This is a genomic window from Candidatus Nanosynbacter featherlites, assembly GCF_037013405.1.
Lineage (GTDB): Bacteria > Patescibacteriota > Saccharimonadia > Saccharimonadales > Saccharimonadaceae > Nanosynbacter > Nanosynbacter featherlites_B.
The window spans coordinates 68,069-92,214 of record NZ_CP146064.1; the positions used below are offsets into that span (position 1 = coordinate 68,069).

The window sequence follows — 24,146 nt, forward strand, 5'->3', positions numbered from 1 at the left end:
AATCGTAAATAGTGTACAATTAATAGAGTAAGAAAAGGAGAAAGCATGGATAACAAAGGTAATAATACAAACTCGACACCAACTCCTGCTGCAACCGTTCCGGAACCACGTATGCAACCGGCGCCAACTCAGCCAGTTCCTCAGGGACCAGTCAAGAAAAAGGGCATGAGCAAGGGTATGTTGTGGGGTATCATTGGTGGTTCGATTGCCTTCATCTTGTTAGTTGTTGGTATTGTTTTGGCGGTGATTTTATTGAGCGGTCCAAGCAAAGAAGATTACAAGGAAGCGCATGATAAGGTTACGAAAGTGCGAGGTACCTATCTACGGGTTGGCTCGGCTTTTCGTATGGTTTCATATGGGACATCAACCGCGTCTACCGATAAGATTAAAGAATCAGTAGAAGAATACAAGAAGTCGGTTGATGACTTGAAAGACATGAAAGCCTTGCGCGACAAAGATGTTAAGCAAAAATATGATGATTTCATCAAACAAAACAATGAATTTACCACAATGGTAGGTGATTTGGCTGATGCATCTGATGAATTGTTGGAGACCACAAAGAACTGTCGAACCGCTACTACCTTTCCTCGATTCAGCTCAGACCGTAGTAAGTTGCTAGAGAACTATGACAAAACCGTTAGTTCTTGTGTTTCTGCTGTTAAAAAATTAGCCAAAGTAAAGAGTCAATTGTTGTCCGAAGAGGCAAAGAAACTGGCTGATGCTTTTGATGAACAACGAGGCATAGTTGAGGAGATGCAAAAAGCTCATGATGCTGGCGATGCGTCTGGCCTGTCGGCAGCTGCGAGTAAGTTGTACCGCCAGCTCACAAAGTTCAAGGCTGGTGATGCTCCAAAGAAGCTAAACGAGGCGTTCCAGAAGGCAGAGGTTAACTCTCAGTTGAATGCTTTGGGTCGCGTATTGACCGAGAAGGCAAACCAAAGTTAAAGCTCAGGTAGAATAAGTGAGAAGCTCCGTCGTGTGGCGGAGCTTTTTAATTGGCCGGGAGAATTGTTTATGTAGGATGAATGTAGTATAGTGGATAGTAGATATCTACTATAGCTAATTTGGAAAGGATTTTATGAAATTATCGGGAGCTGTTGAACAAGCTTGCTGTATTATGGCGCTTTTGGCCGACCCTAAGCGAACCGCGCCAATTACTAACGACGCTTTGGCTGAGAAAATGGCGGTATCGCCGACGTATCTGAAGAAGATTAGTCGCAAATTGGTGGTGGCACAGCTCATCACTTCAGTACAAGGTGCTGGCGGTGGTTTCGTTTTGGCGCGGGAAATGAGCCAAGTGACGCTGCACGACGTCGTTTTGGCAAGCACCGTTCTTTCAACCCCAGGGGATTATTGAGCGGGTCTTTGCGACACGCCTCCACCAAGTCGAAATTGGCATGAATATGATCGAAAAAGTCTTTTCTGAAGCGCAGCAAAAGTGGAGCGATTATCTAAAAACAGTAACCCTAGAAGATATTGCCAAGGAGGTAATGCATGGTTGAAAAAGTAACGCGGTTGTCGCGCCGGCAACGCAATAATATGGTGCGCGCCGAGTGGCGGCATTTATTCAAAAATAAGATCTTATTGGTTTCGCTGGCGGTGATTTCGTTTATCCCGATTATGTACAGCGGCTTTTTCTTGGGGTCGATTTGGGATCCGTACGGGCAAACCAAAAACTTGCCGGTGGCGTTTGTCAACGAGGACAAAGGCGCGCAGCTGAATGGTCAAGCGCTGAACGTCGGGCAGTCGGTTGAGCAAAAATTAAAAGATAATCACGATTTGGGCTGGGAATTCGTGACTAAGCAGCAAGCCGATAGCGGCGTTAGCAGCGGGCATTTCTATGCAGTGGTGACGATTCCGGCAGATTTTTCGGCAAAAGCAGCATCAATTACGCAAAATAAACCCGAGCAGGCAGTTATTCACTATACGACGACGCCAGCCAAGAATTATATCGGTTCGTTGGTCAGTAGCCAGGCGGCTGAAAAAGTCAAGACTTCGGTGGCCGAGCAAGTCACTAAGGCTTATGCCAAAAGGCGTGCTAGAAAGTATCAATAAGCTTGGCGGCGGTCTGGAAACAGCAGCGGACGGCGCAGTGCAACTGCATGATGGTTTGGCGACTTTGCAGGCAGGCGTGCAAACTTACACCAGTGGCGTTAAGCAGTTGGCGACCAATCAGCAGGCGCTAAGCAACGGTTTGGCTCAGCTAGCTGATGGGTCGCGCCAACTGCAAGCGGGACTGGGGCAAATGTCGAATGGTTTGCCGAGCCAAGTCCAAGTTGTGCAATTATCAAACGGCATGAAGCAACTGCAATCTGGTCTCAATCAGCTCAACGCCAGCGTGCATAATCCATCGCCAGAACTGACAGCGCTGCAACAAAAGGTTGCTAACGAGGCGCAAACTTTGGCGGTAACAATGCAGGCGGCAAGGGTAGATTTGACGACAGCCGGCGGCACACTACAAACGCTCGGTGCTGAAGCGCAAGCTGCTCCTGGCAAATCGACAACTATAACCGTGCCGCAAATTGGCATCATATCAAAAGCACTCACAGCAACGCAGACTATTACAAAACAAACGACTGAGCTGTTAATGGACTTGCAAACACTGACGGTGCAATTGAGCAAGCAACAAAGCCAACTGCAAACTGGCATTGCGACACTAGCAAACAGTGCGAACCAACTGGCACCGAATGCGGTTAGTGCGTTCAATGGTTACAATAACCTGAGAGCGGCTAATAATCAGCTACTGACTGGCTCGACAACGCTGGTGAATAATTTGTCACAAGCGCAAACCGGCAGCCAGCGACTAGCCAACGGCGCGGTAGTCTTGAATGCTAATTCAGGCACTTTGCTCAGCGGTACATCACAGCTGGCAACTGGTGCGGACACGCTGTCTGTCAAATTGGCTGACGCTGGCAACCAGATAAAGCTGCAGCCGACTGGCGCTGCCACGCAGCAGCAAATCGCCAACCCGGTATCGTCGGAAACTAATAAACAGGGAGATGTGCCAAATTATGGCTATGCCTTGGCACCATACGTCTTGTCGCTGAGCTTGTTTGTCGGGGCGCTAGCGGTCAATATCATTTATCCTATCCGCAAGACTTTTACCGAACAAGAAAATGCCTTTCGCTGGTGGCTCGCCAAAGCCTCGGTCATTGGTACGGCAGCCTTTGCTCAGGCAACAATCTTGATGCTAATTATGGTTTATTGTCTGGGCTTAACGCCTGACCATCCGGGGCATTTCATCGGCGCGGTATATTTGACCTCGTTTGCCTATATGTCGATTGTGTCACTGTTGGTGATTGTCTTGGATAATCCGGGGCGCTTCCTAGCAATGGTGCTGCTGGTGTTGCAGCTGGGATCGAGCGAAGGAACTTTCCCAATCCAAACGACAAATGGCTTTTTCCAAGCGGTCAACCCGCTGGTACCGATGACTTATTCAATCAGGGCCTTGCGTCAAGCTATCTCGGGAGGGCTCAGCAACTCATTTTACATTGATAGCATGTGGGTGCTGGCGGGCTTTTTGCTGGTAGCTAACCTGTTGATGCTCGGCTTCTTCGCCTACCGCGGCAAGCGAAAATTTATTTACACATCAGTGGACGGCGATGATTGATATAGATAACAGTGGTGCTGTTATTACGCGCTTTTGACAAAATATCTGTGGTTTGCTAAAATAGACCCACTAACGAGGGAATATTTGCTATTTATCTCTCTACCTGATTTTTGAATTATTATAACGAAAAAGGAGTATAACAATATGGGTCAGCGGCGACTGGCAACACCGCAGAAGGATGATGCTAAAAAGCGTCCTCAGTCGAAAAAAAGCAACAATGCAGTATTAAACAGCACCACCACTCGTAAAGGTGAGGTTTTTCGCGCGCAGCGACGAACGAGCGAAAATGTTAATCTGAGGGCGTCACAGCACGTGATCAATATCCCAGTCAATAAATCAGTTTATAACGGCTATGGCGGCGAACAATTTAGCGCCAAAATGCAGCCAAAACGGACTTGCGGTGGCAAGCCAAAACTACGAATCATCCCAATCGGCGGTGTCGGCGAAATGGGAATCGGTAAAAATATGAACGCCATTGAGTACGACGATGAAATTATCGTTGTCGACATGGGCTTTCTGTTTCCGGGCAGCGATTATCCAGGTATCAATTACATTACACCGGATATTACCTGGCTGGAGGAAAATAAGCACAAGATCAAGGCGCATGTGTTCACTCACGGACACCTTGATCACATCGGTTCTTTCCGGCATTTTATTCACCGAATTCCAGCACCAGTCTACGCGTCGAAGTTTACTATCGGTATGCTAGATAAGTCGCTGGCTGATGCGGATACTGATTTTCAGCCAGACTTTCGGGTGATGGATCCATTGAGCCATGAAATTGTTCAGGTGTCGAAACACTTTTCAGTGGAATTAGTGCGGGTGAATCACTCTATTCCAGATTCGACAGCGGTGATCATTCGGACGCCGCTGGGTGTGATCATTGATTCTGGCGACTGGCGATTTGAGGAAAGTCCGGTTGATGGTCAGAAGTTTGACCTTAAACGCATGACTGAAGTGGCGTCCAAAGAAGGTGTGTTGATGTTCATGAATGAATCGACCAACTGTGAGTCAGCTGGTACGCACACCCACACCGAGTTTGATATTCAATATTCCATCGGTCAGGTGATGGATAAATTCAGTAACAGCCGGGTGATTTTGAGCTGTTTCTCATCACAGGTGCACCGTTTGCAATTGATTTTGGAAGAAGCGCATAAGCACGGGCGTAAGGTGGCGTTTGCTGGATTTTCGATGATTCAGAACTTGGAAGTGGCGCTGCGTTCAGGCACCATCAAGATCCCGAAAGACACCGTCATGAAGATGGAAGACATCATCAAGTTACCAGACAGCCAAGTCACCGTGGTCTGTACTGGTTCACAGGGTGAGTTTAATGCTGTGCTTAATCGCATGGCGACTGGTGCGCATAAATACATGAAGATCAAAGGCTCTGACGTGGTGGTGTTTAGCTCCAATCCGATTCCGGGCAACGAGAAAAACGTGGTGCGAACAGTTGATGGTTTGATGCGCGAGGGCTCTGATGTGATTCAGAATGGCAAAACACACTTGACGGGTGTTGGTCCGCTGCACTTGTCGGGTCATGGCTATTACGATGATCACATTAAGCTGATTAACGCCTTGAACCCAACGTACTACATGCCAATTCACGGTGAATTCCACATGCTGGTGCACAACGCGCGGCTGGCAGAGAAAGAGTGTGGGATTCCGAGGAAGAATATCTTTGTGTGTGACGCCGGTGATATTATTGAAATTGATATCGAACGCCAAGCTAAGAAGGCTGGTCGAATTCAGGCTGGTGGCGTGATGTATGACGATACGGGCGCTATCGTCTCTGAGGTGGTACTGAAAGATCGCATTCATATGTCTCAAGAGGGTATGTTTGTGGTGGTGTTGACAGTCCAGCGTGGTACGGGACGGCTGTTGACTAGTCCGGATATTATCTCCCGAGGATTCATTTACTTGCGTGATTCCGAAGAATTGATGAACATGATCCGCCAGTACTTGAAACAGAAGGCAGCGCGCAGTTTTGCCGGCAAGTATGACCTTGATGTGGTGAAAAAGGAAATCAAGGATGAAGTCACGCACATCTTGTACGACCAGACGCGTCGAACACCGATTGTTATCCCTGTTATCAATGAAATCGGTGGTGGCTTGAAAGCTCCAGGAAAAGTTTCTCGGGGTGTCCAGGGAGCAGCTAAGTCAGAAGCAGCAGCTGATAGCCCAGTTGTTCCAAAGCTACCCAAAAAACGATTTCCAGCTAAACAAATCCCTGACACGGAGGCGAACGACACCAAGGCTCGAGAGCGACACAACGCACCGGCTTATTAGACATATTTAACAAAGTATGTTATAATAAATAAGTGCGATAATCCGTAAAACGAGGTATAATAGATAACAGTTATGCCTAAAAAACGAAAGACTACGAAAAAGAAATCAGTGGCGACTGCGCCAAAACATGACGTACCGAGCGGTTTTTGGTCGCAGGTTGGAGCAGTCTTGATGATTGTGCTGTCATTACTCTTGGTGGTGGCATGGTTTGATGTAGGCGGTCCAGTGTTGGAATGGACTAACCACGCCGCTTTGAAGGTCGTTGGTTACGCTATGTATGCTCTGCCAGTGTTGTTGGTGTATATTGCAGTGGAGACTTTCCGCGCAGAGAATAATCGATTGCCAATTGCCATGAAGATAGCGGCTGTTTTGGAGGTGGTGTGGCTGAGTGGGCTGTTTGGACTACTGAAGACTGCCGCCCGCCCGGAGGCTGGTGGTGTTATTGGCGATGTCGCTAATAATATGATGATGACCCTGGCGGAAAAGCCAATCGTCGCTCTGATATATATCGTCCTCATCCTTATCACCGCGTTGTTCATCACGCTCATGACCCCAGTTGAGCTGTTCGGTAAGATATGGGAAATGATGCGGCGTGATTCTTCGGAGGATGATGAGAATAAGGCAATTATGCGGCAGGCCGCCAAAGCGGAAAAAGCTGAGCCACGAAAGGTTAGCGAGATTAATTTGAACGCTGGCGTGCCGACGGTAGATACAGAAGAACCAGCTAAAGCCAAAAAATCGTCGCCGTTAAGTAGTTTGCGGGGTAGCGTAAAGCAGGACAAATCTGCCGAAGAACAGGCAGCATTGGTTTCGGTGCATGATCCAAATTGGCAATCACCAAGCTTGGATCTACTAGAGAAGAAGCAAAGCCCAGCTGATGCTGGCGATATTCGGCAAAACGCGCAGATCATTCACGACACCTTGGCGGAATTTAACATTGATGTAGAGATGGAAGACGCCAATATTGGGCCGAAGGTGACGCAATATACTTTGCGGCCGCCGAGTGGTGTAAAATTGACGCGCATCACAGCACTGGAGACGAATATTGCTTTGAATTTGGCGGCGCAGAGTTTGCGGATTGAGGCGCCGATTCCTGGGCAAAAAGCCGTTGGTATTGAGGTGCCAAACCGACGAGCGGCTGATGTGCGACTATATGGTGTGTTGGATTCGAAACAATGGAAGCACGCCCATGAACCGTTGAGCTTTGCTATCGGTAAGGATATCTCGGGTGAAGCAGTGGTTGGTGAGCTGAATAAGATGCCGCACATGTTGATCGCTGGTCAGACCGGTTCTGGTAAGTCGGTGATGATTAACACCTTATTGACTAGTTTGTTGTACCGCAATAGCCCAAGCGATATGAAATTGATCTTGGTTGACCCAAAGCAGGTGGAAATGGCACCGTACGAAGATATCCCACATCTGCTGACGCCAGTGATTACTGAGCCAGAAAAGACTATCTCGGCCTTGAAGTGGGCGGTCAATGAGATGGAGCGGCGGTATAAGTTGTTGGCGGCGGAGAAAATTCGTGATATTAAGAGCTATAACAAAAAAATCAAGACTGCTGGCACGAAAATCCCGGTTGCTGATGAGAACGGAAATGTTCAGCAACATGAAGACGGGGCGATGCCATACATTGTCATCGTCATTGATGAGTTAGCTGATTTGATGATGGTGGCGGCGCGTGACGTCGAGGCGCTGATCGTTCGCTTGGCGCAGAAAGCTCGAGCGGTGGGTATTCACCTGGTCTTGGCAACGCAGCGGCCGAGTGTTGACGTGATCACTGGTTTGATCAAGGCGAATGTGCCAGCACGAATTGGCTTTACCGTAGCTTCTCAGGTTGACTCACGAACTATTCTGGACCAGATTGGTGCTGAGAAACTGCTTGGTCAGGGTGATATGTTGCTGTACACACCAAGCATGAGCAAGCCAAAGCGTATTCAGGGTGCATGGGTGACTGATGACGAAGTCAATAAGATAACGGACTATCTCAGGATGCAGTCAGCACCGCAGTACAATGATGAAGTGGTTGCGCAGCCTGTTCAGCTCAATGGTAAGGGTGGCGTAATGGTGAACTTGGAAGGCAATGACGGTGACGCGATGTTTAAGGATGCTGTTCGCTTGGTCATTGAGAGTCGTCGAGCCTCCACTAGTTTATTACAGATGCGGTTGAAGATAGGGTATGGTCGAGCTGCTCGTATCATGGCCGAGATGGAAGACCAGGGGATTATCGGTCCGGCTAATGGATCGAAGCCACGAGAGGTGTTGGTATCAAGCCTTGATGAACTTGGTGATAGCTAATTTGAAATGATCTAGTTATCGTGCTGTTTGGTATTCTCCAAGTAGCGTGACTTTGTGACCGGTTGCGGTGATTTTGTTGATGGCGCGACGTAATGACGGACCGGCAGCATCAACGGTTATGAAGAATTTGTAGTTCCACGGTTGACCAACGATGGGCTGGGATTGGAGGCTGGCAAGGTTGATGGACTGATTGGCGAACGTACGGAGTATCTCGAGGAGACTGCCTGGTTGATGGGCGGTGGTCACCACAAGCGTTGCTCGATTGGCATCAGCCACTGTCGTTGTCTGGTCGAGAACGAGGAAACGAGTGATGTTGTCCTGGGCATCTTGGATGTGCCGCTTGAGAATTGGCATATTGTGTAGCTGAGCGGCGGCCTCACCAGCGATGGCTGCTAGGTGTGGTGAACCGTGTTGCTTGATGAACTCAACAGCGCCAGCGGTATCAAAATATTCAATTTGCGCAGCGTGTGGTAGGCATTCTTGGAGAAAATGCTGGCATTGTGACAAGGCAACAGGATGTGAATAGACAGAAGTGATGTCTTCAAGCTTTGTGCCTGGATTGGTAATAAGGGTTTGTTGAATGGTAAGTGTCACTTCACCAACGATAGGAGCGCTGCAGGATTCGATGTGACGGTAGGTTTCGTTGATGGTGCCGTAAATGGTATTTTCTACTGCCACGACAATAGCGTCGGCTTGGCCGCGGGCATAGGTTTGAAAAACATCGCCAAAGGTCACGCACGGAACGATGGTAGCCTCGGGCCCGTACCATTGTTTTGCTGCTTGTTCGTGAAATGATCCAGCTTGTCCTTGAATAGCGATACGCATGAATTCTATTGTAGCACGGCCCGACAGGGCACATCACTGGACTTTTACATCAGATTACCGTATAATACGAGGGAATAATAACCTAAGGTTATGTGAGATAGCATAACCATCCGTGAAGGATTCCGAAGGAGGAAACATGAACGAATACGAACTGACCGTTCTTATTCATCCAGATTTGGAAGCAAATTTGGACGCGGCGCTGGACAAGGTTCGAGCGTTGATCAAAGACAATGGTGGTGAAATCACCAAAGAAGACAACTGGGGTAAGAAAAAACTGGCTTACCAAATTCGCCGCGAAGATTTCGCAGTGTATGTGTACTTTGAGGCAACATTGCCATCAGACGCACCGCGCAAGATTTCAAGCACATTGAACATTACTGACGAAGTATTGCGCTACTTGTTGGTAAAGACTGATGAAAAGACCCGTCAGGCATTGGCAGAGCAGCGCGAGCGATCTGAGAAGATGGCTGCTGAAGCTACTGAAGCTGACGCATAATTATCGCAAACGATATCGATAATAAACCTATGACAAGGAGGGTAACACTATGGCACGAAGTATCAATCAAGTCATCTTGATGGGAAGATTGACCCGTGATCCTGAGCAGCGCACAACAACGTCAGGTAGGACGGTGGTGAGCTTTTCTATCGCGGTGGATCGCCAAACACAAGATGATCAAGCTGATTTCTTTGATGTCACTGCATGGGAAAAGCTCGGTGAGTTGGTTATGCAGTACCTATCAAAAGGCCGACGCGTATTGGTACAAGGACGCCTTCGCCAAGACAGCTGGGAAGACAAGGAAACTGGCAAGCGACGTTCACGAATTGAAGTGGTTGCTTCTGATGTGACCTTCCTGGATGGGCCAAGTGGTGATACTGCCAGCTCAACGGCAAATATATCAACGAAAGAAGAAGTAGTGACGGAAATTGACGATAAACCAATTGACTTATCAGAAATTCCGTTCTAACAAGGAGTAGAAATGGCTAAACGACAAAAAAAGGATACACCAAGTGTATTTGACTACCGAGATGTAAAGACGTTGCAACGATACACCAACGTGTATGGTCAAATTGAATCAATCGCAAAAACTGGCTTGACTGAAAAACAACAGCGAAGCCTGGCAGTCGCCATCAAACGCGCTCGCCACTTGGCATTGTTGCCATTCGTGACACACGGCTAATTTGGAACATTTTTCGGCGCACCAAAGTATGTGGTGGCGCGCCGGCCAACAGTTCTAAAGATGAAATAAAGGAGCAAGGATGTACCAGCCAACAGATTTAAAAAAAGGAACGATTTGCCAAATAGACGGTAAGCCATATCGCGTGGTTGAATATGGACAGAAGGTGATGGGCCGCGGCGGATCGATTGTTAATGTGAAGTTGAAAAACTTGATTGACGGCAGTGTTATCCCGAAAACCTTCAAGGGGCAAGAGAAGATTGAGTCAGCCGAGGTGACCAATAAAACTGTTCAATATTTGTACCGTGATGGTGAAACATTTTACTTTATGGATCCTGAAAGCTTTGAACAATTTGAATTGGGTGCAGCAATCGTCGACTCAGCAGCTGACTTTTTGAAGGAGGGTGATTCATTGAGTCTGCAGTTCTTTGATGGACGAGTCATCAACGTAGAGTTACCAAAAAACCTCTACCTAGAAGTGACATATACTGAAGATGTCGTGAAGGGTGATACGACATCGAGCGTATTGAAAGATGCGACACTGGAAACTGGCTTAGTCATCAAGGTGCCAGCATTTATTAAACAAGGGGATATTGTTAATGTCGATACAACGACTGGTGAGTATAGGGAAAGAAAAAAGTAGAGAACTGAGGAAATACCTCACGCTACAGTTGAAGATTATACGTCTTCGAATGCGTCGTTTTTGTAAAAGATGTCATCAAGACTCATCGTTGAGATGGGTCTTTTATGGTGGTGCCAGTTTTTGTTTAATCTGTCTGTTGTCTGTGGTTATTCAGATGAGCTTTCCTGGGGATCGCTTGACTAGTAGGGCGTATATGATGGGACGGAGTGTTAGCTGGTGGACACGCAATGATATTGAACGGTTGGCGAAGGACAGTGCTCCACAGACACAGCTGCAATTTGTGACAAGAAATGGCAAGCAGGAAGCTTCTGTAGGCAATTTTGGTGGCACAGTGTGTGGTCGTTGTGTGGCTGATAAAGCGTTGGATTATCCGTGGTGGCAGCGTTTGGTGCCGTTTAGTTTGTGGTGGCGTTCGGTTGAGGTTACTAATGCCGAGGTAAAATTTGATGAAAGTGCACTGGAAGCAAAGATGGCTGAATATGGTGATAGCTTAACATTGCCGCCCGAAAATGCACGAGTAGAGATTCAGAATGACAAGGTGGTGGTTGTAGCAGAGAAAGTTGGTCGTGAACTGCAAAGTGTTGAGGCGCGTCAGGCGATAGCTTCGACCCAGTATTCTTTGGGTGACAAGACCGAGGTGCAGATGAAGGGTAAACGTCTGTCTGCCAAGGTGACGGAAAAACAGCTGCAAGAGTTACGCTCTCGTGTTGAAAAGATTTTGCAGCGAAATATCGCCGTGGAATTTGAAGGTAAGGCAGTCAAAGTTGACAAATCAACCATCGCAAAACTTTTGTCTTTCATCGAAGATGGACATAATATCCCTAAAATAGCGCTCAATCAGGCGAAACTAACGGAGTTTTTGGAACATTCATTTGGCAAAGTAGTCAATAAACCAGCTGGTAAAACCGTTATTTATATGCATGACGGCACAGAGACGAAACGTGAGAATGGGGCGCCAGGTCGGGGCATTGATGTCGCGCAAATGACGGCAAAAGTACAAGAGGTGCTGCTTAGTACAGAGGAAAAAGATAGTAAAATTGCCTTGCTGGCTAAACAGTTGCCTCCGCAGCCGGTATATAAAGAGACGTTTTCTCATTCGGCACTGGGGCTGCAGGCTTATGTTAACTCAGTGGCGCGTGATCATGATATTCGCCTGACAGTTAGCCAAGTGTCTGGCGAAAACTGGAGTGCTCAGGTGCGCGGCAGCGAGTCCAGTGTGTCGGCCAGCACGTACAAATTATATATAGCTATGGTTTTGATGGATAAAATTGATAATAATCAGTTGACTATGAATGATAAAATCGGCGGGGTATCTGTGCAAGAATGTATAACGCAGATGATTGTAAACTCAGATAATGCGTGTCCAGAAGCGATTATTGCTCGCTATAAGGCCAGTGACATAACTGCGTATTTGCGTGAGGGCAAAGGGTTTAAGGATACGTCACTCAGGGGATCGTATGTGATGACGTCGACTAATGATTTGGCGAAGATTTTGAAGGGAATTGATGACGGCACTTTAGTCAGAGGTAGCCACCGCGACTTCTTGTTGGGCTTGATGCAGCGACAGGTGTATCGTCAGGGTATACCGGCTGGCAGTGGCGGCATAGTGCAGGACAAGGTTGGTTTTTTGGAAGGCTACCTGAATGATGCGGCTATCGTGACTCATCCAAAGGGTAAATATGTCATGTCAATCATCACTAAGGGTCAGTCATGGGGCAAAATAGCCGAGATAACTCGTAAACTTGAGGATATCATGTATGGCGGCTAAGGGGCGGCTTGATAAAGAACTGGTTGCTCGAGGGCTGGTTGCTAGCAGGTCGCAGGCCGAAAACTATATTCGCCTCGGTGATGTTGTGGTTGATGGAAAGGTGGTACAAAAGCCAGGTTATATGGTGGGTGATCAGGCGTTGATTACGTTGTCGCCACGTGAGCGATACGTCAGTCGTGCGGGATTAAAACTAGCGAGTGTCGCTTCAGCTTTGGGTATCACATTTACCGACCGTGTTGTGCTGGATGTTGGCAGTAGCACTGGCGGGTTTACTGATTATGCGCTGAAACATGGCGCCAAAAAAGTATATGCGGTTGATGTTGGAACGGATCAATTACATCCAGATCTGCGGCGTGACTCAAGGATAGAGTTGCACGAAAAAACTGATATTCGGGATTTTGTGCCAGACGAAGCGCCAGATATTGTGCTAATCGACGTATCATTCATCAGTTTACGGCAAATTTTACCGAATCTTGCGAGCACTTGTAAGGATACGACGCTGATTGTGGCCATGGTTAAGCCACAGTTTGAAGCCGCGCGTCAGCAACTGGGTAACAGTGGTGTCATCAAAAATGATACAATTCGGCGGCAGATTTTGCGTGAGTTTGAGGCGTGGTCGGCAAAATTGTTCGTGACGGTGGACAAAGCTGATAGCGCCGTGGCTGGAGCTCGCGGCAATCGTGAGCGATTTTATGCACTAAAAGTAGCCAAACCAACTACACGTTAAATCTAAACTCAACGACATCATCAGGTTGCATGACGTAGGTTTTACCCTCAGTTCGTATTTTGCCAGCAGCGCGGGCGGCAGCTTCAGAACCAGCACTGACGAGGTCGTGATAGTCGACCACTTGAGCAGCAATGAAGCCTTTTTCAAAGTCGGTGTGAATAACGCCAGCAGCCTGTGGTGCCGTCCATCCTTTGTGGATAGTCCAGGCACGAACCTCTTTAGGTCCAGCAGTTAAGTAACTTTGAAGGCCGAGGGTATCATACGCGGCATGAATCAATTGCATGAGTCCGGTTTCCGTGACGCCGTAACTTTCCAACAGCTCGGCAGCTTCTGCGGGTGATAGTCCCTTCAGCTCTTCTTCCAGTTTGGCACTCAAAAACAAAGCTTTAGCAGGCGCCACCAAGGAAGTCAGCTCTGATTGCAGCGTAGCATCGGTTAGTCCCGCCTCGTCAACATTGAATGCATAAATAACTGGTTTGGCAGTCAGTAGGTGGAGATCTTGAATCAATTCTGTGTTCAAGTCGGCTATTGAAGATAGCGGTACACCAGACTGCAGTTGTTCTAGTAGTGTTTGTAGATAGGCGACTTCTTCGCGAGTTGCTGGACGGGCTTTGGCCTCTTTCTGTAACCGTGGCAATCGATTTTCTATGGTTTGAATATCTGCTAAGATTAGCTCAGTGTTGATGATGTCAATGTCAGCTTTGGGGTTGACTGGTGCTTCATCATGGCGCAAAATGGCGTTATTTTCAAAAGCACGAACCACATGCACAATTGCGTCACATTGCCGGATGTTTGCTAAAAACTTATTGCCCAAACCCTCACCTTTAGAGGCGCCTGCTACTAACCCGGCGATATCCACAAATGTCACCGTGGCTGGCAGAATTTTCTCTGAGCCGTATAATTTTGCTAAAACCTCCAGCCGTTCGTCTGGCACCGGAACAATTCCCGTGTTCGGCTCAATCGTCGCAAAAGGGTAGTTTGCCGCTAAAATATCGTTGTTTGTTAATGCATTAAAAGTGGTTGACTTGCCAACATTGGGGAGCCCCACGATACCAATAGATAAACTCATGAGCTTATTATACCATCACTGATGGTTGCAAGGATAGCGTAGCTGTATTAGAATAAGCAGTATGAAGAAAATGATTATATGGGGTATTATATCAGTAGTGGTCGTGGTGGCTATTATCGTCGCCGGCGTAAAGAGCGGGTTTCTCTACCTGGGTTTTAAACAACCGCAGCAAATAGTAAAGACACCGTATGTGATATGTGGCAAAGATATGATTGACCGGTATAATAAAATTCGTCAAGACACCGACTTGTCAGTTGATGAAGCAGCCAAGAAAAAACATGGCGAAGAGATGAAACAGTTTGCCGATGATGTGAAGGCAAAAAAGGATTATGACAAGGATCCAACCTGTGCGTTCATGGCCTTGGCGTATCCGTTCTACTATACCCGAGATGCAGCTGCGGCAAAAAGTGGCTATGAAGCCCTTGAAAAAGCAGTGAACAATTCTGGCGTATATGTAGACCATCGAGTTAATGACATTATTACCCTTGATGCCATAAAGAATATTGTGGGCTCACATGATAAGCAGGGTGATCAGAGGCGGGGAGACTAAATGAATCGGCGGTGGGCATTCGCTTCGTTGATTCTGGTCGGCGCCATGGCTTCGGCGTTGTGTTTCACAAACGATGCTTATGCGGCACGTGCGCCACGTAACAAATCAGAGATAGATGCCTGGAACAAATACTTAGAAAATAAAGTTTGTGGCCAGGGAGCCTTATGGTTTAATGATAAAAATGGCAATTATGGCCCCTCGAACGGCTGGGAGCAGGGCTATTATTCAACTGGCGTGCAGGCTGTTGCTCATAATCAAGAATACATCACCATATACCTCCATGGATCGGCGGTGATGGGCGGTGAATGTACAGGATTACCATTTTATGCTACACAGATTCAATCACTATCATCAAGGATGACAATTCATGGTACTAACCTCCTCCGTGGACGTGGTGATGCGAGTGGCTGGACATCAATTGGAGATTCATTGCCAGCAACATTGGACATTAGGAATGTTGCTACGCCTGGTGATCCAAATGGCCAGGTGCTATATTTAACTTTTTGGCGTTGTGGTGATTTTAGAGAGAATACTTCAATTGGTCGATGTCGAGCAGAAACGTTACCAGTCAGGATAATCCGCCAGGCTAGCCCATGGCGCGCAGAGGGAGAGAGTTATATTCGTCGTGAAACAGCAGGGAATAACAATGTTGATCGGGATTGGCAGAAAGCAACGTTATTTGCTAAACCAGGTGAGACTATTGGTTTTACTCACCGACTGGCTATGCGTGACGCAAATGCTAATCAACAAATTCGCCATACCATTAGGGGGCATAATTTGCCGCGAAGTCCGCACATTAGTGCTTCGGAAGATGCCAGCGTGATTGACTTTGGCTGGTCCAGCCCGCCGTTACGAAGAGATACCTTCATTCAACACTATGGTCCATACTCTGGCGCAAAGAACCCTTGGAATGTTATGAGATATACCATTAAAGCAAGTGACGCGGGAAAAAATATTTGTCAACGAATTGAATGGGCGCCAGCTAGTTATACCGGTGGTGTTGCTGGCTCAAACTATGCGTGTGCTGTTGTGCCATATGAATACACTTTGAAGCCATCAATTGATGTGGCTTCAACAACAATTATGCTAGGACAAAAGAAGGTCTCTGGAGTACAGGGATCGATATACAATAGCGGACCGACACGCTCTAAGCCAACTCGTAGTGCGGTAGTGCGGTTTGTGGCAAAGGCAGGTAACACCATTGCTGAATCTGGTGATAATGTAAAGATGTCTATTGAGAATCCATGTGAATTAGCAGCTCACATTGCCGCAAAACATGGCGTGACAATTTCTGGTGCTTGTAAAGACCTTTACAAAGATGGCTCGGATCGAGACTTTCCAGTCAATCAAACCATGATTCATTCGTCTGACGATGATATCAATGGATTGCCGGTCCAGTCGGGCGATAGGGTTTGTTATGCAACGGTAGTTGCTGCTTATAAACAAGAGGTTGGTAAAGAAACGTCATCATACGCTGTGAAGTGTGTGGTTGTCAGTAAAAAACCAAAAGTTCAGTTCTGGGGTGGCGATGTCAGGGCTGGTGTGTCATTTGGCGGGACGGCAAGTAAGGGGTTGGTGCAAACCAGCATGACTATTTTGGACGATAAACGGTACGGATCGTGGGCAGAGTATGGCATTTTGTCGCCACAAAATATCATTTCTGCTTCAGGTGCTGGATTGTCCGATGGCGGCCCAGCTGGGGGCTTAGCTCGTGAATATAATACCTTGACATTCCGTAACACTAAAACACCATATGGGCAGTTTGGTCGCCTCACAGGATACAATTACCCGGCTATCAAAGGAACGGACAGTGGCTCTATAAAGATCGGTGACGGGCAGTTATCTGGTAATGCAGAATACCGTGCAGCGCAAGTAGAGATTACTGGCGGCACCGTGAAGACCGGTGTATACATCACGGTATATGGGCGAACGGTGCGAATTACCGGTGATATTACCTATGCAAATGGCCCGCTATCAAGCGTTGGAGCTATTCCACAACTCATCATTCGAGCAGACCATATCATCATAGAGCCAAATGTGCAGCGTGTCGATGCCTGGTTGCTGGCCAACAAGACTGTCAGTACCTGTGCTGAAGCCAAGAATGGCAAGGGTTGGCCAGAATCAGATCTGTTAGCAAGTGGGGCTTGCGATAAGCAACAGCTTCGTGTTAACGGACCAATTGTAACCGGGTCGCTCTATCTGCGGCGCACACATGGTTCTGATCAGACTGATTTTGGTAAACCGGCAGAGATTTTGAACTTGCGACCAGACGCGTATTTAGCAAATTATGGCCGTTCACGTGATTCGGGTGCCATTCAGACCATGTATTCCCGTGAACTGCCGCCACGTTTTTAACGTTTTGTTTTACAAATACAAAAAGCTTATGTATAATGAAAGGTGATATGAAATTCTCAAAAGGGTTGGGCGACTTCTTCGGACTAGACATCGGTACAAACGCGGTGCGGGTTGTTCAATTGGGTCGCAGTGGTTCAGGCTGGAACTTGATGCATTATGGTTATGCACCAGTTGATAGCAAAATATCAAGCAGTGATTCACCAGAGGCGAAGCGCCGTTTGGGTGAAGTGATTATGACTGCCGTTGGGCAAAGTGGCATCAAAACCTCAAATGTTGCCATCGGGCTACCTTCGAGTAAAACCTTCAGCACTATCATCGATGTGCCAAAAGTTTCCGACCAAGAGCTGCGCGCAACCATGAAATATCAGGTGGAACAATATATTCCAATGTCAATTGACGATGCAAAGGTTGACTGGGCGTTGCTTGGTGATAGTTTGCGAACACAAAACCAGTATGAGGTGCTATTGACCAGTACAGCTAAATCATACGCCGAAAGCAAATTGGAATTTGTGGAAGGTTTGGGTTTTAATGTTATCGCTGAGGAGCCAGACCCGATAGCAATGGTTCGCTCATTGACGCCATCTGACAATCAAGACGTGAAATTGATCCTCGATATGGGCGAAATCTCTACTGATTTAGCCGTGGTATATGGCACAACACCTCGGTTAGTGCGTACGGTGCCAACAGGTCTGCAGTCACTGGTGCGGTCAGCGGTACAGAATCTGAGCGTCCAAGAAGACCAGGCGCGGCAATTTATTTTGAAGTTTGGCTTGGCGCCAGATCGCCTGGATGGTCAGGTGCTCCGAGCGATTGATATGGTTTTGGACAATTTTGCTTCAGAAATTGTCAAATCAATCACTTTTTTCCAAACGCGTTACACGAGCTTGCAGGTTTCTGGCATATTATTGTCTGGATTTGGCGCAGCTATCCCGCAGATGGATCAATACATTTCCTCAAAGGCTGGCATCAACGCTGTTACTGCTAATCCGTGGCAACGTGTTTCGATGTCGCAGAATGATCAGCAGCAATTAGCTCCAGTGGCCTCTGAGTTTGCAACAGTCGTTGGGTTAGCGCAAAGGAGTAATCTCGGATGATTGAAATCAACTTGATCCCAGATGTTAAGCGCGAATTACTACGCATTCGCATGATGCGCAATGCGGTCATATCAATGTCAATATTGGTAGGTATCGTGTCTATTGCTATCGTTGTGTTTTGTGCAGTTGTTTTAGGTGGTCAACTAGCGTTTGAACTCAAGCAAGACAGTGATATAAAAAGCAAATATGGTGAATTGTCACAAATTAGCGATCTAGACAAGACCGTAACGTTGCAGCAGCAGTTGGGGCAGATCGATCGATTACATAATAACAAAAAGATTAATTCACGGCTGTTATCTCTGATAAGCGCCATCAACCCGCCAGCACCAAATAATGTACAGATATCAATGGCGCGCCTTAACCCAGAAGAAAAGACAATTACCCTGGAAGGTTCAGCCGTCAATGGTTTTGCGGCGCTGGAAGTCCTCAAGAAGACATTGACCAGCACCAAGGTGAAAAAGGGCAATACTGAGGGTGACGGTGTGCCGCTAGCAAGTGATATGAAAGCCGGTGAAACAACATTTGGCGAGAATGCCGAAGGTAAGAAGGTGTTGCGCTTTGCCTTTACTTTCACCTATCCTGATGACCTGTTTGCACATTCAAAAGAAACGATTTCAATCATTACGCCGACCAGCAAGACAAACGTGACAGATTCACGCTTAGGCGTTCCAGAAAGCCTCTTTAGCCGTAGTGAATCAACTGAACAGAAGAAGGAGAATCAATAATGCCTTCAGGTGAGCAAGATGTGGCAATTCGCAAACGCCAACAGATAGATTCTTCAAAAAAGACAATGTTCTTTTTTGTGGCGGGTGCTGCTTTTTTGGCGGGTGTTTCCCTGGTAGTATCGATATTCCTGATACAACAGATCATCTTCCATTCTAAAGTTATTGCTACAAAAAATGGTACCGTGAGTACCTTACACAGCAATATCTCTAACGCCAAAGAGCTAAAAGATAACATCAGAGTGTTAGAGACAAATGATGCACTCAAATCAGTAAAATCGAGCGACGAGAGCAGTCCACTACAGACTATTTTGGACGCATTACCAGCTGAGCCAAATGCCGATGCCTTGGGTGCTGCCTTGCAGCAAAAGTTTATCGGAGCGGTGCCAGGCTTGACACTGGAGAGTCTAACGGTAGACGCAGCCTCTGCCAGTGAAGGGGAGTCTAACTCAGAGTCAGCACACAAGTTCAACCTTTCAGTTAGTGGTGCGCCTGACAAATTGAAAGAATTGATGGAGCGTTTTGAGAAATCAATTCGTGTCATTGAAATCACCGCCATGGAAATTCAAGCTGGTGATGGCAAGGTGGTTCTCAACGTACAAGGCAAAGTTCCATACAATCCAGCGCAGGCAATTACACTTGAAAATAAGGTGGTAAAACCATGAAAAAAACAGATATAGCAATGATTATTTTAGTAGCAAGTTTGGGCGTGATCGTCGCGTATGTGGTGGCGTCTAACTTGTCATTTCTGAAGTTGCCAGACAGTGGCGTAAAAGTACAAACGATTCGCAAGATTTCATCAGATGTAACGCAACCAAGCAAAGATATTTTTAACGATAAAGCGATCAACCCTACCGTTGAAGTGATTGTTGGTGGCGAAAACGGATAAGGGGTTAGCAACATGGCGCTGCTAACAGATGAAATACAGGAAAAACTCATCAAGCTTTTGATTGATGAGGGTCTTGTTGAAAAGAGAATTTTAGATGACGCAGAAAAGCGGGCAAAAAAAGAAGATAAGCCGCTTTTTTCGCTGTTGACCGAAGAAGGTGTCATCGACAATGAGCTTCTGACGCACGCGGTGGCTCAAGTTTCAGGCGTACCATATGTCAATTTGAGCAATAGCTTCATCGATCAGAATATCTTATCTCTGCTGCCGGCTGAAGTGGCAGAGCGTTTCATGGCCGTTCCGTTGGCTGAAGTTCAAAACCGCCTGGCAGTCGCTATGATCGATGCCAATAACGTCCAGGCCGTTGATTATTTGGCAAATCGTATTCAGCGTCCGCTAAAGGTATTTATGGCATCTGAGGACAGCGTCAGGCATGTCCTAGGTCAATACAAGGCGGATTTGTCGACGGTTAGTGACGCAGCTCAGGTATCACAAGAGGAAGCAGCTATTGAATCAGCGACCGAGATCAAGACTATCGTCCAGGACTCTCCAATTTCGCGCGCATTAAGCACTATTTTGGAATATGCAGTGAAAAGTCATGCCTCTGATGTACATATTGAACCGCTCGAGAAGGCTCTGAAGATTCGCTGCCGTGTTGACGGTGTGCTCAGGGAGGTCATGCAGCTACCGAAAAGTATTGAGCCAGCGCTCGTGAGCCGTATAAAGATTTTATCCAGCTTGAAAATTGACGAGCACCGCATCCCTCAGGACGGTCAGTTTGCAGTGAATGTAGCTGGTAAGGCGGTCGACTTGCGTATAGCAATATCACCGGTGGTTTGGGGTGAGCAGGTGGTGATTCGTCTGCTTGATAAGACGGGAAATTCGTTTGATTTGGAAGATATGGGTTATGCGGGCCGAGCTCTGCGCAGCATCCGAAAAGGAATTAAGCGGCCAAACGGTATGATTTTGACATCTGGTCCGACAGGTTCTGGTAAATCCACGAGTTTGTACGCTTTGATCAAGGAAATTAAAGACGACTCAGTCAATATTGTGACACTGGAAGACCCTGTGGAGTATAAAATGGACGGTGTCAATCAGATTCAGGTGAACACTGAGGTTGGGCTGACGTTCGCTTCGGGGTTACGTTCTATCTTGCGTCAAGACCCAGATGTGGTGATGGTGGGTGAGATTCGTGACGCGGAAACGGCTAACTTGGCGGTTCAGGCGGCACTAACGGGACATTTGGTGTTTTCAACGCTGCACACCAACTCAGCAGCCGGTGTGTTGCCGCGTTTGTTGGATATGGGGATTGAACCATTCCTGATCGCTAGTACTGTGAACACGATTATCGGTCAGCGCCTGGTCCGGCGAGTTGCCCCGAAACACGATGCTTATCAGTCTTCACCTCTGGAGACGCAAACTATTCAATCAACGATTGGACATTTGTTACCACAATCACGAGAACAAGTTGTGCCATATGCTCAAGACTTGGGATATAAAGACTTGCCGCTGGCTGGTCAACAATCATACACGCTAGTGAGAGGTCGGGACACTCCTCAGTCACCGCGAGGATATCTGGGGCGCGCTGGTTTGTACGAGGTGATGGATGTGACTGAGGAGATCCAAAACTTGATCGTCAAACAAGCAACCTCAGCAGAGATTCAGCGCATGGCGGTCCAGCAGGGGATGATTACGATGCGTCAGGATGGTTATTTGAAGGCCTTGAGTGGTATTACGACACTAGAAGAAGTTAATCGTGTTGCAGCAGACACAGCATAAAAAAAGGGGGAATTATGAATAATCAAGAGCTAAGAATTGAACTATTACTGGAGGATGTGGTTAAGAAGCGCGCATCTGACCTCCATATTCAAGTAGGCTTACCACCGATGCTGCGTATCGATGGGCGTTTGATGCCAGTGGCTGGTACTATGCCACTTGATGAGGCGGCGGTCGAACGTTTGGTGTTCCAAATTTTGGATGAAGATCAGCGTCAGATTTTGTTGAAAGACAAAGAGTTTGACTTCAGTTTTGCGTTTGGTACATTGGGGCGATTCCGTGTGAATGCCTTCCATGAAAGAGGTAATTTGGCAGCTGCGCTGCGTCTGATTCCCAACGAAATCAAATCAGCTACCGAACTTGGTATGCCGCCAATCGTCAATAGTTTCGCCGACTTCCCACGAGGCTTGGTGCTGGTGACGGGTCCGACGGGTTCTGGTAAGTCGACGACTTTGGCCTCATTGATTGATAAAATCAACTCAGAAAAGTCACACCATATCATTACCATTGAAGACCCAATTGAGTTTACTCACAAATCCAAGCAATCAGTCGTTGTACAGCGAGAAGTTCACTACGATACCTACTCATTCTCAGCGGCCTTGCGATCCAGCTTGCGTCAGGACCCAGACGTGGTGCTGATTGGTGAGATGCGTGACTTGGAAACTATTTCAGCGGCTATTACCATTGCTGAAACTGGACACTTGGTGTTTGCAACCCTTCACACCAACTCAGCTGCCCAGTCGATTGACCGTATGATTGACGTGTTCCCGCCACACCAGCAGCCACAAATTCGAGCACAGCTCAGTAATATCTTGATGGCTATTTGTTCACAACGGTTGGTGCCAGCCATTGGCGGTGGTCGTGTGGTGGCAGCAGAAATCCTCATCGCCAACCCAGCGGTGCGTAACATCATCCGTGAAGGTAAGTCTCACCAGTTGGACGCTGTTATTCAAACCGGTGCCGAGCAGGGTATGCAGACCATGGACCGAACTCTGGCAAACCTCGTACAGAATGGTACGATTACCTATGATAGCGCACGTGAATTCGCAGTTGATTTGACGGAATTAGAAAGGTTATTGCGAGGATAATATATGAAAAAATACGCCTACGAAGCCAGGGATAGCGCCAGTAATAAGATAGTCAAATCAGTGGTTCAGGCTGAGAGTGAGCATGCGGCTGCACGTTTGCTGACTGACCAAGGTTTTGTGCCACTAAAAATTGAGCTTGAGGACGATAAGTCAAATTTTATTGATAGAATATTAGGGCGTATCACGTCCAAGGACAAAATATTGTTCACTCGTCAGCTGTCGACGTTGATTGGTGCAGGATTGCCATTGTCGCAAAGTATGCGTACGGTGCTAGAACAAACGTCCAATAAGCGCATGCAGGGTATTGTCCAGGAAGTGATCGCTGACATTGAAGGTGGTAAACAGCTATCTGATGCCTTCTCCAAACATCCTGAGGTGTTTGATAAGCTATTCATCGCCTTAGTTTCAGCGGGTGAGGCTTCTGGAACGTTGGATGAAGCTTTGAAGCGAGTGGCAAACCAGCAGGAAAAAGATGCGGCAATGATGCGTAAGGTCAAGGGTGCCTTGACATACCCATCAATCGTCCTAGTAGTGATCGTCATGGTGGTTGGTTTTATGACGGTTTCGGTTGTACCACAGGTCAAAGGCCTATACAAAGACGTTGGACGAGAACTGCCAATTTTGACGCAAGTGATGGTTAGTATCGCTGATTTCTTCATCAATTTCTGGTGGCTATTAGCTATTTTACTGGGATTTGGCATTTACTTCTTCGCTCAGTACTTGCAAACAGAGGCGGGCATTCATATGAAGGACAAATTCAAGCTCAATGTGCCGCTGTTTAAGGGCATGTTCCGTAAGCTCTACATGGCGCGGTTTACCCGAACTGGACAGACGCTATTGTCAACTGGTGTACCAATGCTTGATATGCTGAAAATCGCTGCAGACGGTGTTAATAACGTTATTGTCAGCGAGGAAATTATGCGCGCTGCTGACAAGGTGAAGGGCGGAAAGGCATTATCTCTGTCGCTAAAAAATGAGGAATATATGCTGGAAATGGTGCCTCATATGATCAAAATTGGAGAGCAATCAGGTAAGGTTGATGAAATGATGGGCAAAACAGCTCAGATTTATGAAAATGAGCTTGATGAGGAAATTAAAGCCATATCCACCGCCATCGAGCCAGTATTGATGGTGTTTTTGGCTATTGTAGCAGCTGGTATGGTGGGAGCCATTTTGTTCCCAATCTATAGTCTGGTTAACCACGTAGGAATCTAGACAACGTGCTAGTTACCGTGTATTATAAGGATAAGCACTACCGCTAACATTAGTAATAG

Annotated in this window: 23 protein-coding genes; 21 read left to right on the forward strand and 2 right to left on the reverse strand. The window is 47.1% G+C overall.

Going from position 1 to position 24,146, the window contains the following annotated elements; all coding sequences use genetic code 11:
- The first annotated feature begins 45 nt into the window (after positions 1-45).
- From V4210_RS00345 to V4210_RS00370, 6 genes are all read left to right on the forward strand, one after another.
- The gene (locus V4210_RS00345) at positions 46-945 is read left to right on the forward strand and encodes a hypothetical protein (protein WP_338520885.1); all 900 of its coding nucleotides are present in this window, start codon (positions 46-48) and stop codon (positions 943-945) included.
- Positions 946-1,078: 133 nt separating this feature from the next.
- Complete coding sequence (locus tag V4210_RS00350; protein ID WP_338520886.1) at positions 1,079-1,357, forward strand: RrF2 family transcriptional regulator; 279 nt, start codon at positions 1,079-1,081, stop codon at positions 1,355-1,357.
- Between the two features lie 137 nt (positions 1,358-1,494).
- Entirely contained in the window at positions 1,495-2,055 is a 561-nt protein-coding gene (locus V4210_RS00355) for a YhgE/Pip domain-containing protein (protein WP_338520887.1), read from the forward strand.
- Entirely contained in the window at positions 2,024-3,610 is a 1,587-nt protein-coding gene (locus V4210_RS00360; RefSeq protein WP_338520888.1) for a YhgE/Pip domain-containing protein, read from the forward strand. The genes V4210_RS00355 and V4210_RS00360 overlap by 32 nt, the downstream gene beginning before the upstream one ends.
- Positions 3,611-3,754: 144 nt before the next feature.
- Entirely contained in the window at positions 3,755-5,896 is a 2,142-nt protein-coding gene (locus tag V4210_RS00365; RefSeq protein WP_338520889.1) for a ribonuclease J, read from the forward strand.
- 72 nt (positions 5,897-5,968) lie between these two features.
- Entirely contained in the window at positions 5,969-8,194 is a 2,226-nt protein-coding gene (locus V4210_RS00370; protein ID WP_338520890.1) for an FtsK/SpoIIIE family DNA translocase, read from the forward strand.
- 15 nt (positions 8,195-8,209) lie between these two features.
- Here the strand turns inward: V4210_RS00370 and V4210_RS00375 are convergent, their stop codons facing one another.
- The gene (locus V4210_RS00375; RefSeq protein WP_338520891.1) at positions 8,210-9,019 is read right to left on the reverse strand and encodes a prephenate dehydratase; all 810 of its coding nucleotides are present in this window, start codon (positions 9,017-9,019) and stop codon (positions 8,210-8,212) included.
- 136 nt (positions 9,020-9,155) lie between these two features.
- Between V4210_RS00375 and rpsF the strand changes: the two genes are divergently transcribed.
- The 6 genes from rpsF (at position 9,156) to V4210_RS00405 (ending at position 13,332) form a co-directional block, all read left to right on the forward strand.
- Positions 9,156-9,515, forward strand: coding sequence for a 30S ribosomal protein S6 (gene rpsF / locus V4210_RS00380; RefSeq protein WP_338520892.1), 360 nt, complete (start codon positions 9,156-9,158; stop codon positions 9,513-9,515).
- Between the two features lie 49 nt (positions 9,516-9,564).
- The gene (locus V4210_RS00385) at positions 9,565-9,984 is read left to right on the forward strand and encodes a single-stranded DNA-binding protein (protein ID WP_338520893.1); all 420 of its coding nucleotides are present in this window, start codon (positions 9,565-9,567) and stop codon (positions 9,982-9,984) included.
- Positions 9,985-9,996: 12 nt separating this feature from the next.
- Positions 9,997-10,197 carry a 30S ribosomal protein S18 gene (gene rpsR, locus V4210_RS00390; RefSeq protein ID WP_138078406.1) on the forward strand — a complete coding sequence of 67 codons (201 nt, stop codon included), beginning with the start codon at positions 9,997-9,999 and terminating at the stop codon, positions 10,195-10,197.
- A 79-nt stretch (positions 10,198-10,276) separates the two neighbouring features.
- A complete protein-coding gene (gene efp / locus V4210_RS00395; protein WP_338520894.1) occupies positions 10,277-10,837 on the forward strand; it encodes an elongation factor P in 561 nt (186 codons plus the stop codon).
- 193 nt (positions 10,838-11,030) lie between these two features.
- Positions 11,031-12,605: a serine hydrolase gene (locus V4210_RS00400; RefSeq protein ID WP_338520895.1), complete on the forward strand. Its 1,575-nt coding sequence runs from the start codon at positions 11,031-11,033 to the stop codon at positions 12,603-12,605.
- The gene (locus V4210_RS00405; protein ID WP_338520896.1) at positions 12,595-13,332 is read left to right on the forward strand and encodes a TlyA family RNA methyltransferase; all 738 of its coding nucleotides are present in this window, start codon (positions 12,595-12,597) and stop codon (positions 13,330-13,332) included. The genes V4210_RS00400 and V4210_RS00405 overlap by 11 nt, the downstream gene beginning before the upstream one ends.
- Here V4210_RS00405 and ychF read toward each other — a convergent pair.
- Positions 13,322-14,401 carry a redox-regulated ATPase YchF gene (gene ychF, locus V4210_RS00410; RefSeq protein ID WP_338520897.1) on the reverse strand — a complete coding sequence of 360 codons (1,080 nt, stop codon included), beginning with the start codon at positions 14,399-14,401 and terminating at the stop codon, positions 13,322-13,324. The genes V4210_RS00405 and ychF overlap by 11 nt on opposite strands.
- A 61-nt stretch (positions 14,402-14,462) precedes the next feature.
- On the opposite strand from ychF, the gene V4210_RS00415 reads away from it, so the two are divergent.
- The 9 genes from V4210_RS00415 to V4210_RS00455 are packed head-to-tail and all read left to right on the forward strand — an operon-like array spanning position 14,463 to position 24,087.
- Positions 14,463-14,951: a hypothetical protein gene (locus V4210_RS00415; RefSeq protein ID WP_338520898.1), complete on the forward strand. Its 489-nt coding sequence runs from the start codon at positions 14,463-14,465 to the stop codon at positions 14,949-14,951.
- Positions 14,952-17,306: a hypothetical protein gene (locus V4210_RS00420; RefSeq protein ID WP_338520899.1), complete on the forward strand. Its 2,355-nt coding sequence runs from the start codon at positions 14,952-14,954 to the stop codon at positions 17,304-17,306.
- A 47-nt stretch (positions 17,307-17,353) separates the two neighbouring features.
- Positions 17,354-18,400 carry a type IV pilus assembly protein PilM gene (pilM, locus tag V4210_RS00425; protein WP_138078420.1) on the forward strand — a complete coding sequence of 349 codons (1,047 nt, stop codon included), beginning with the start codon at positions 17,354-17,356 and terminating at the stop codon, positions 18,398-18,400.
- The gene (locus V4210_RS00430) at positions 18,397-19,125 is read left to right on the forward strand and encodes a PilN domain-containing protein (RefSeq protein WP_338520900.1); all 729 of its coding nucleotides are present in this window, start codon (positions 18,397-18,399) and stop codon (positions 19,123-19,125) included. Before pilM ends, V4210_RS00430 begins: the two co-directional genes overlap by 4 nt.
- Entirely contained in the window at positions 19,125-19,787 is a 663-nt protein-coding gene (locus V4210_RS00435) for a hypothetical protein (RefSeq protein ID WP_338520901.1), read from the forward strand. The genes V4210_RS00430 and V4210_RS00435 overlap by 1 nt, the downstream gene beginning before the upstream one ends.
- Positions 19,784-20,011, forward strand: coding sequence for a hypothetical protein (locus V4210_RS00440; protein WP_338520902.1), 228 nt, complete (start codon positions 19,784-19,786; stop codon positions 20,009-20,011). Before V4210_RS00435 ends, V4210_RS00440 begins: the two co-directional genes overlap by 4 nt.
- 12 nt (positions 20,012-20,023) lie before the next feature.
- On the forward strand, positions 20,024-21,787 hold the full coding sequence (locus V4210_RS00445) for a GspE/PulE family protein (protein ID WP_338520903.1): 1,764 nt from the start codon (positions 20,024-20,026) through the stop codon (positions 21,785-21,787).
- Between the two features lie 14 nt (positions 21,788-21,801).
- Complete coding sequence (locus V4210_RS00450) at positions 21,802-22,872, forward strand: type IV pilus twitching motility protein PilT (protein ID WP_138078429.1); 1,071 nt, start codon at positions 21,802-21,804, stop codon at positions 22,870-22,872.
- Between the two features lie 3 nt (positions 22,873-22,875).
- On the forward strand, positions 22,876-24,087 hold the full coding sequence (locus tag V4210_RS00455; protein WP_338520904.1) for a type II secretion system F family protein: 1,212 nt from the start codon (positions 22,876-22,878) through the stop codon (positions 24,085-24,087).
- The last annotated feature ends 59 nt before the right edge of the window (positions 24,088-24,146 follow it).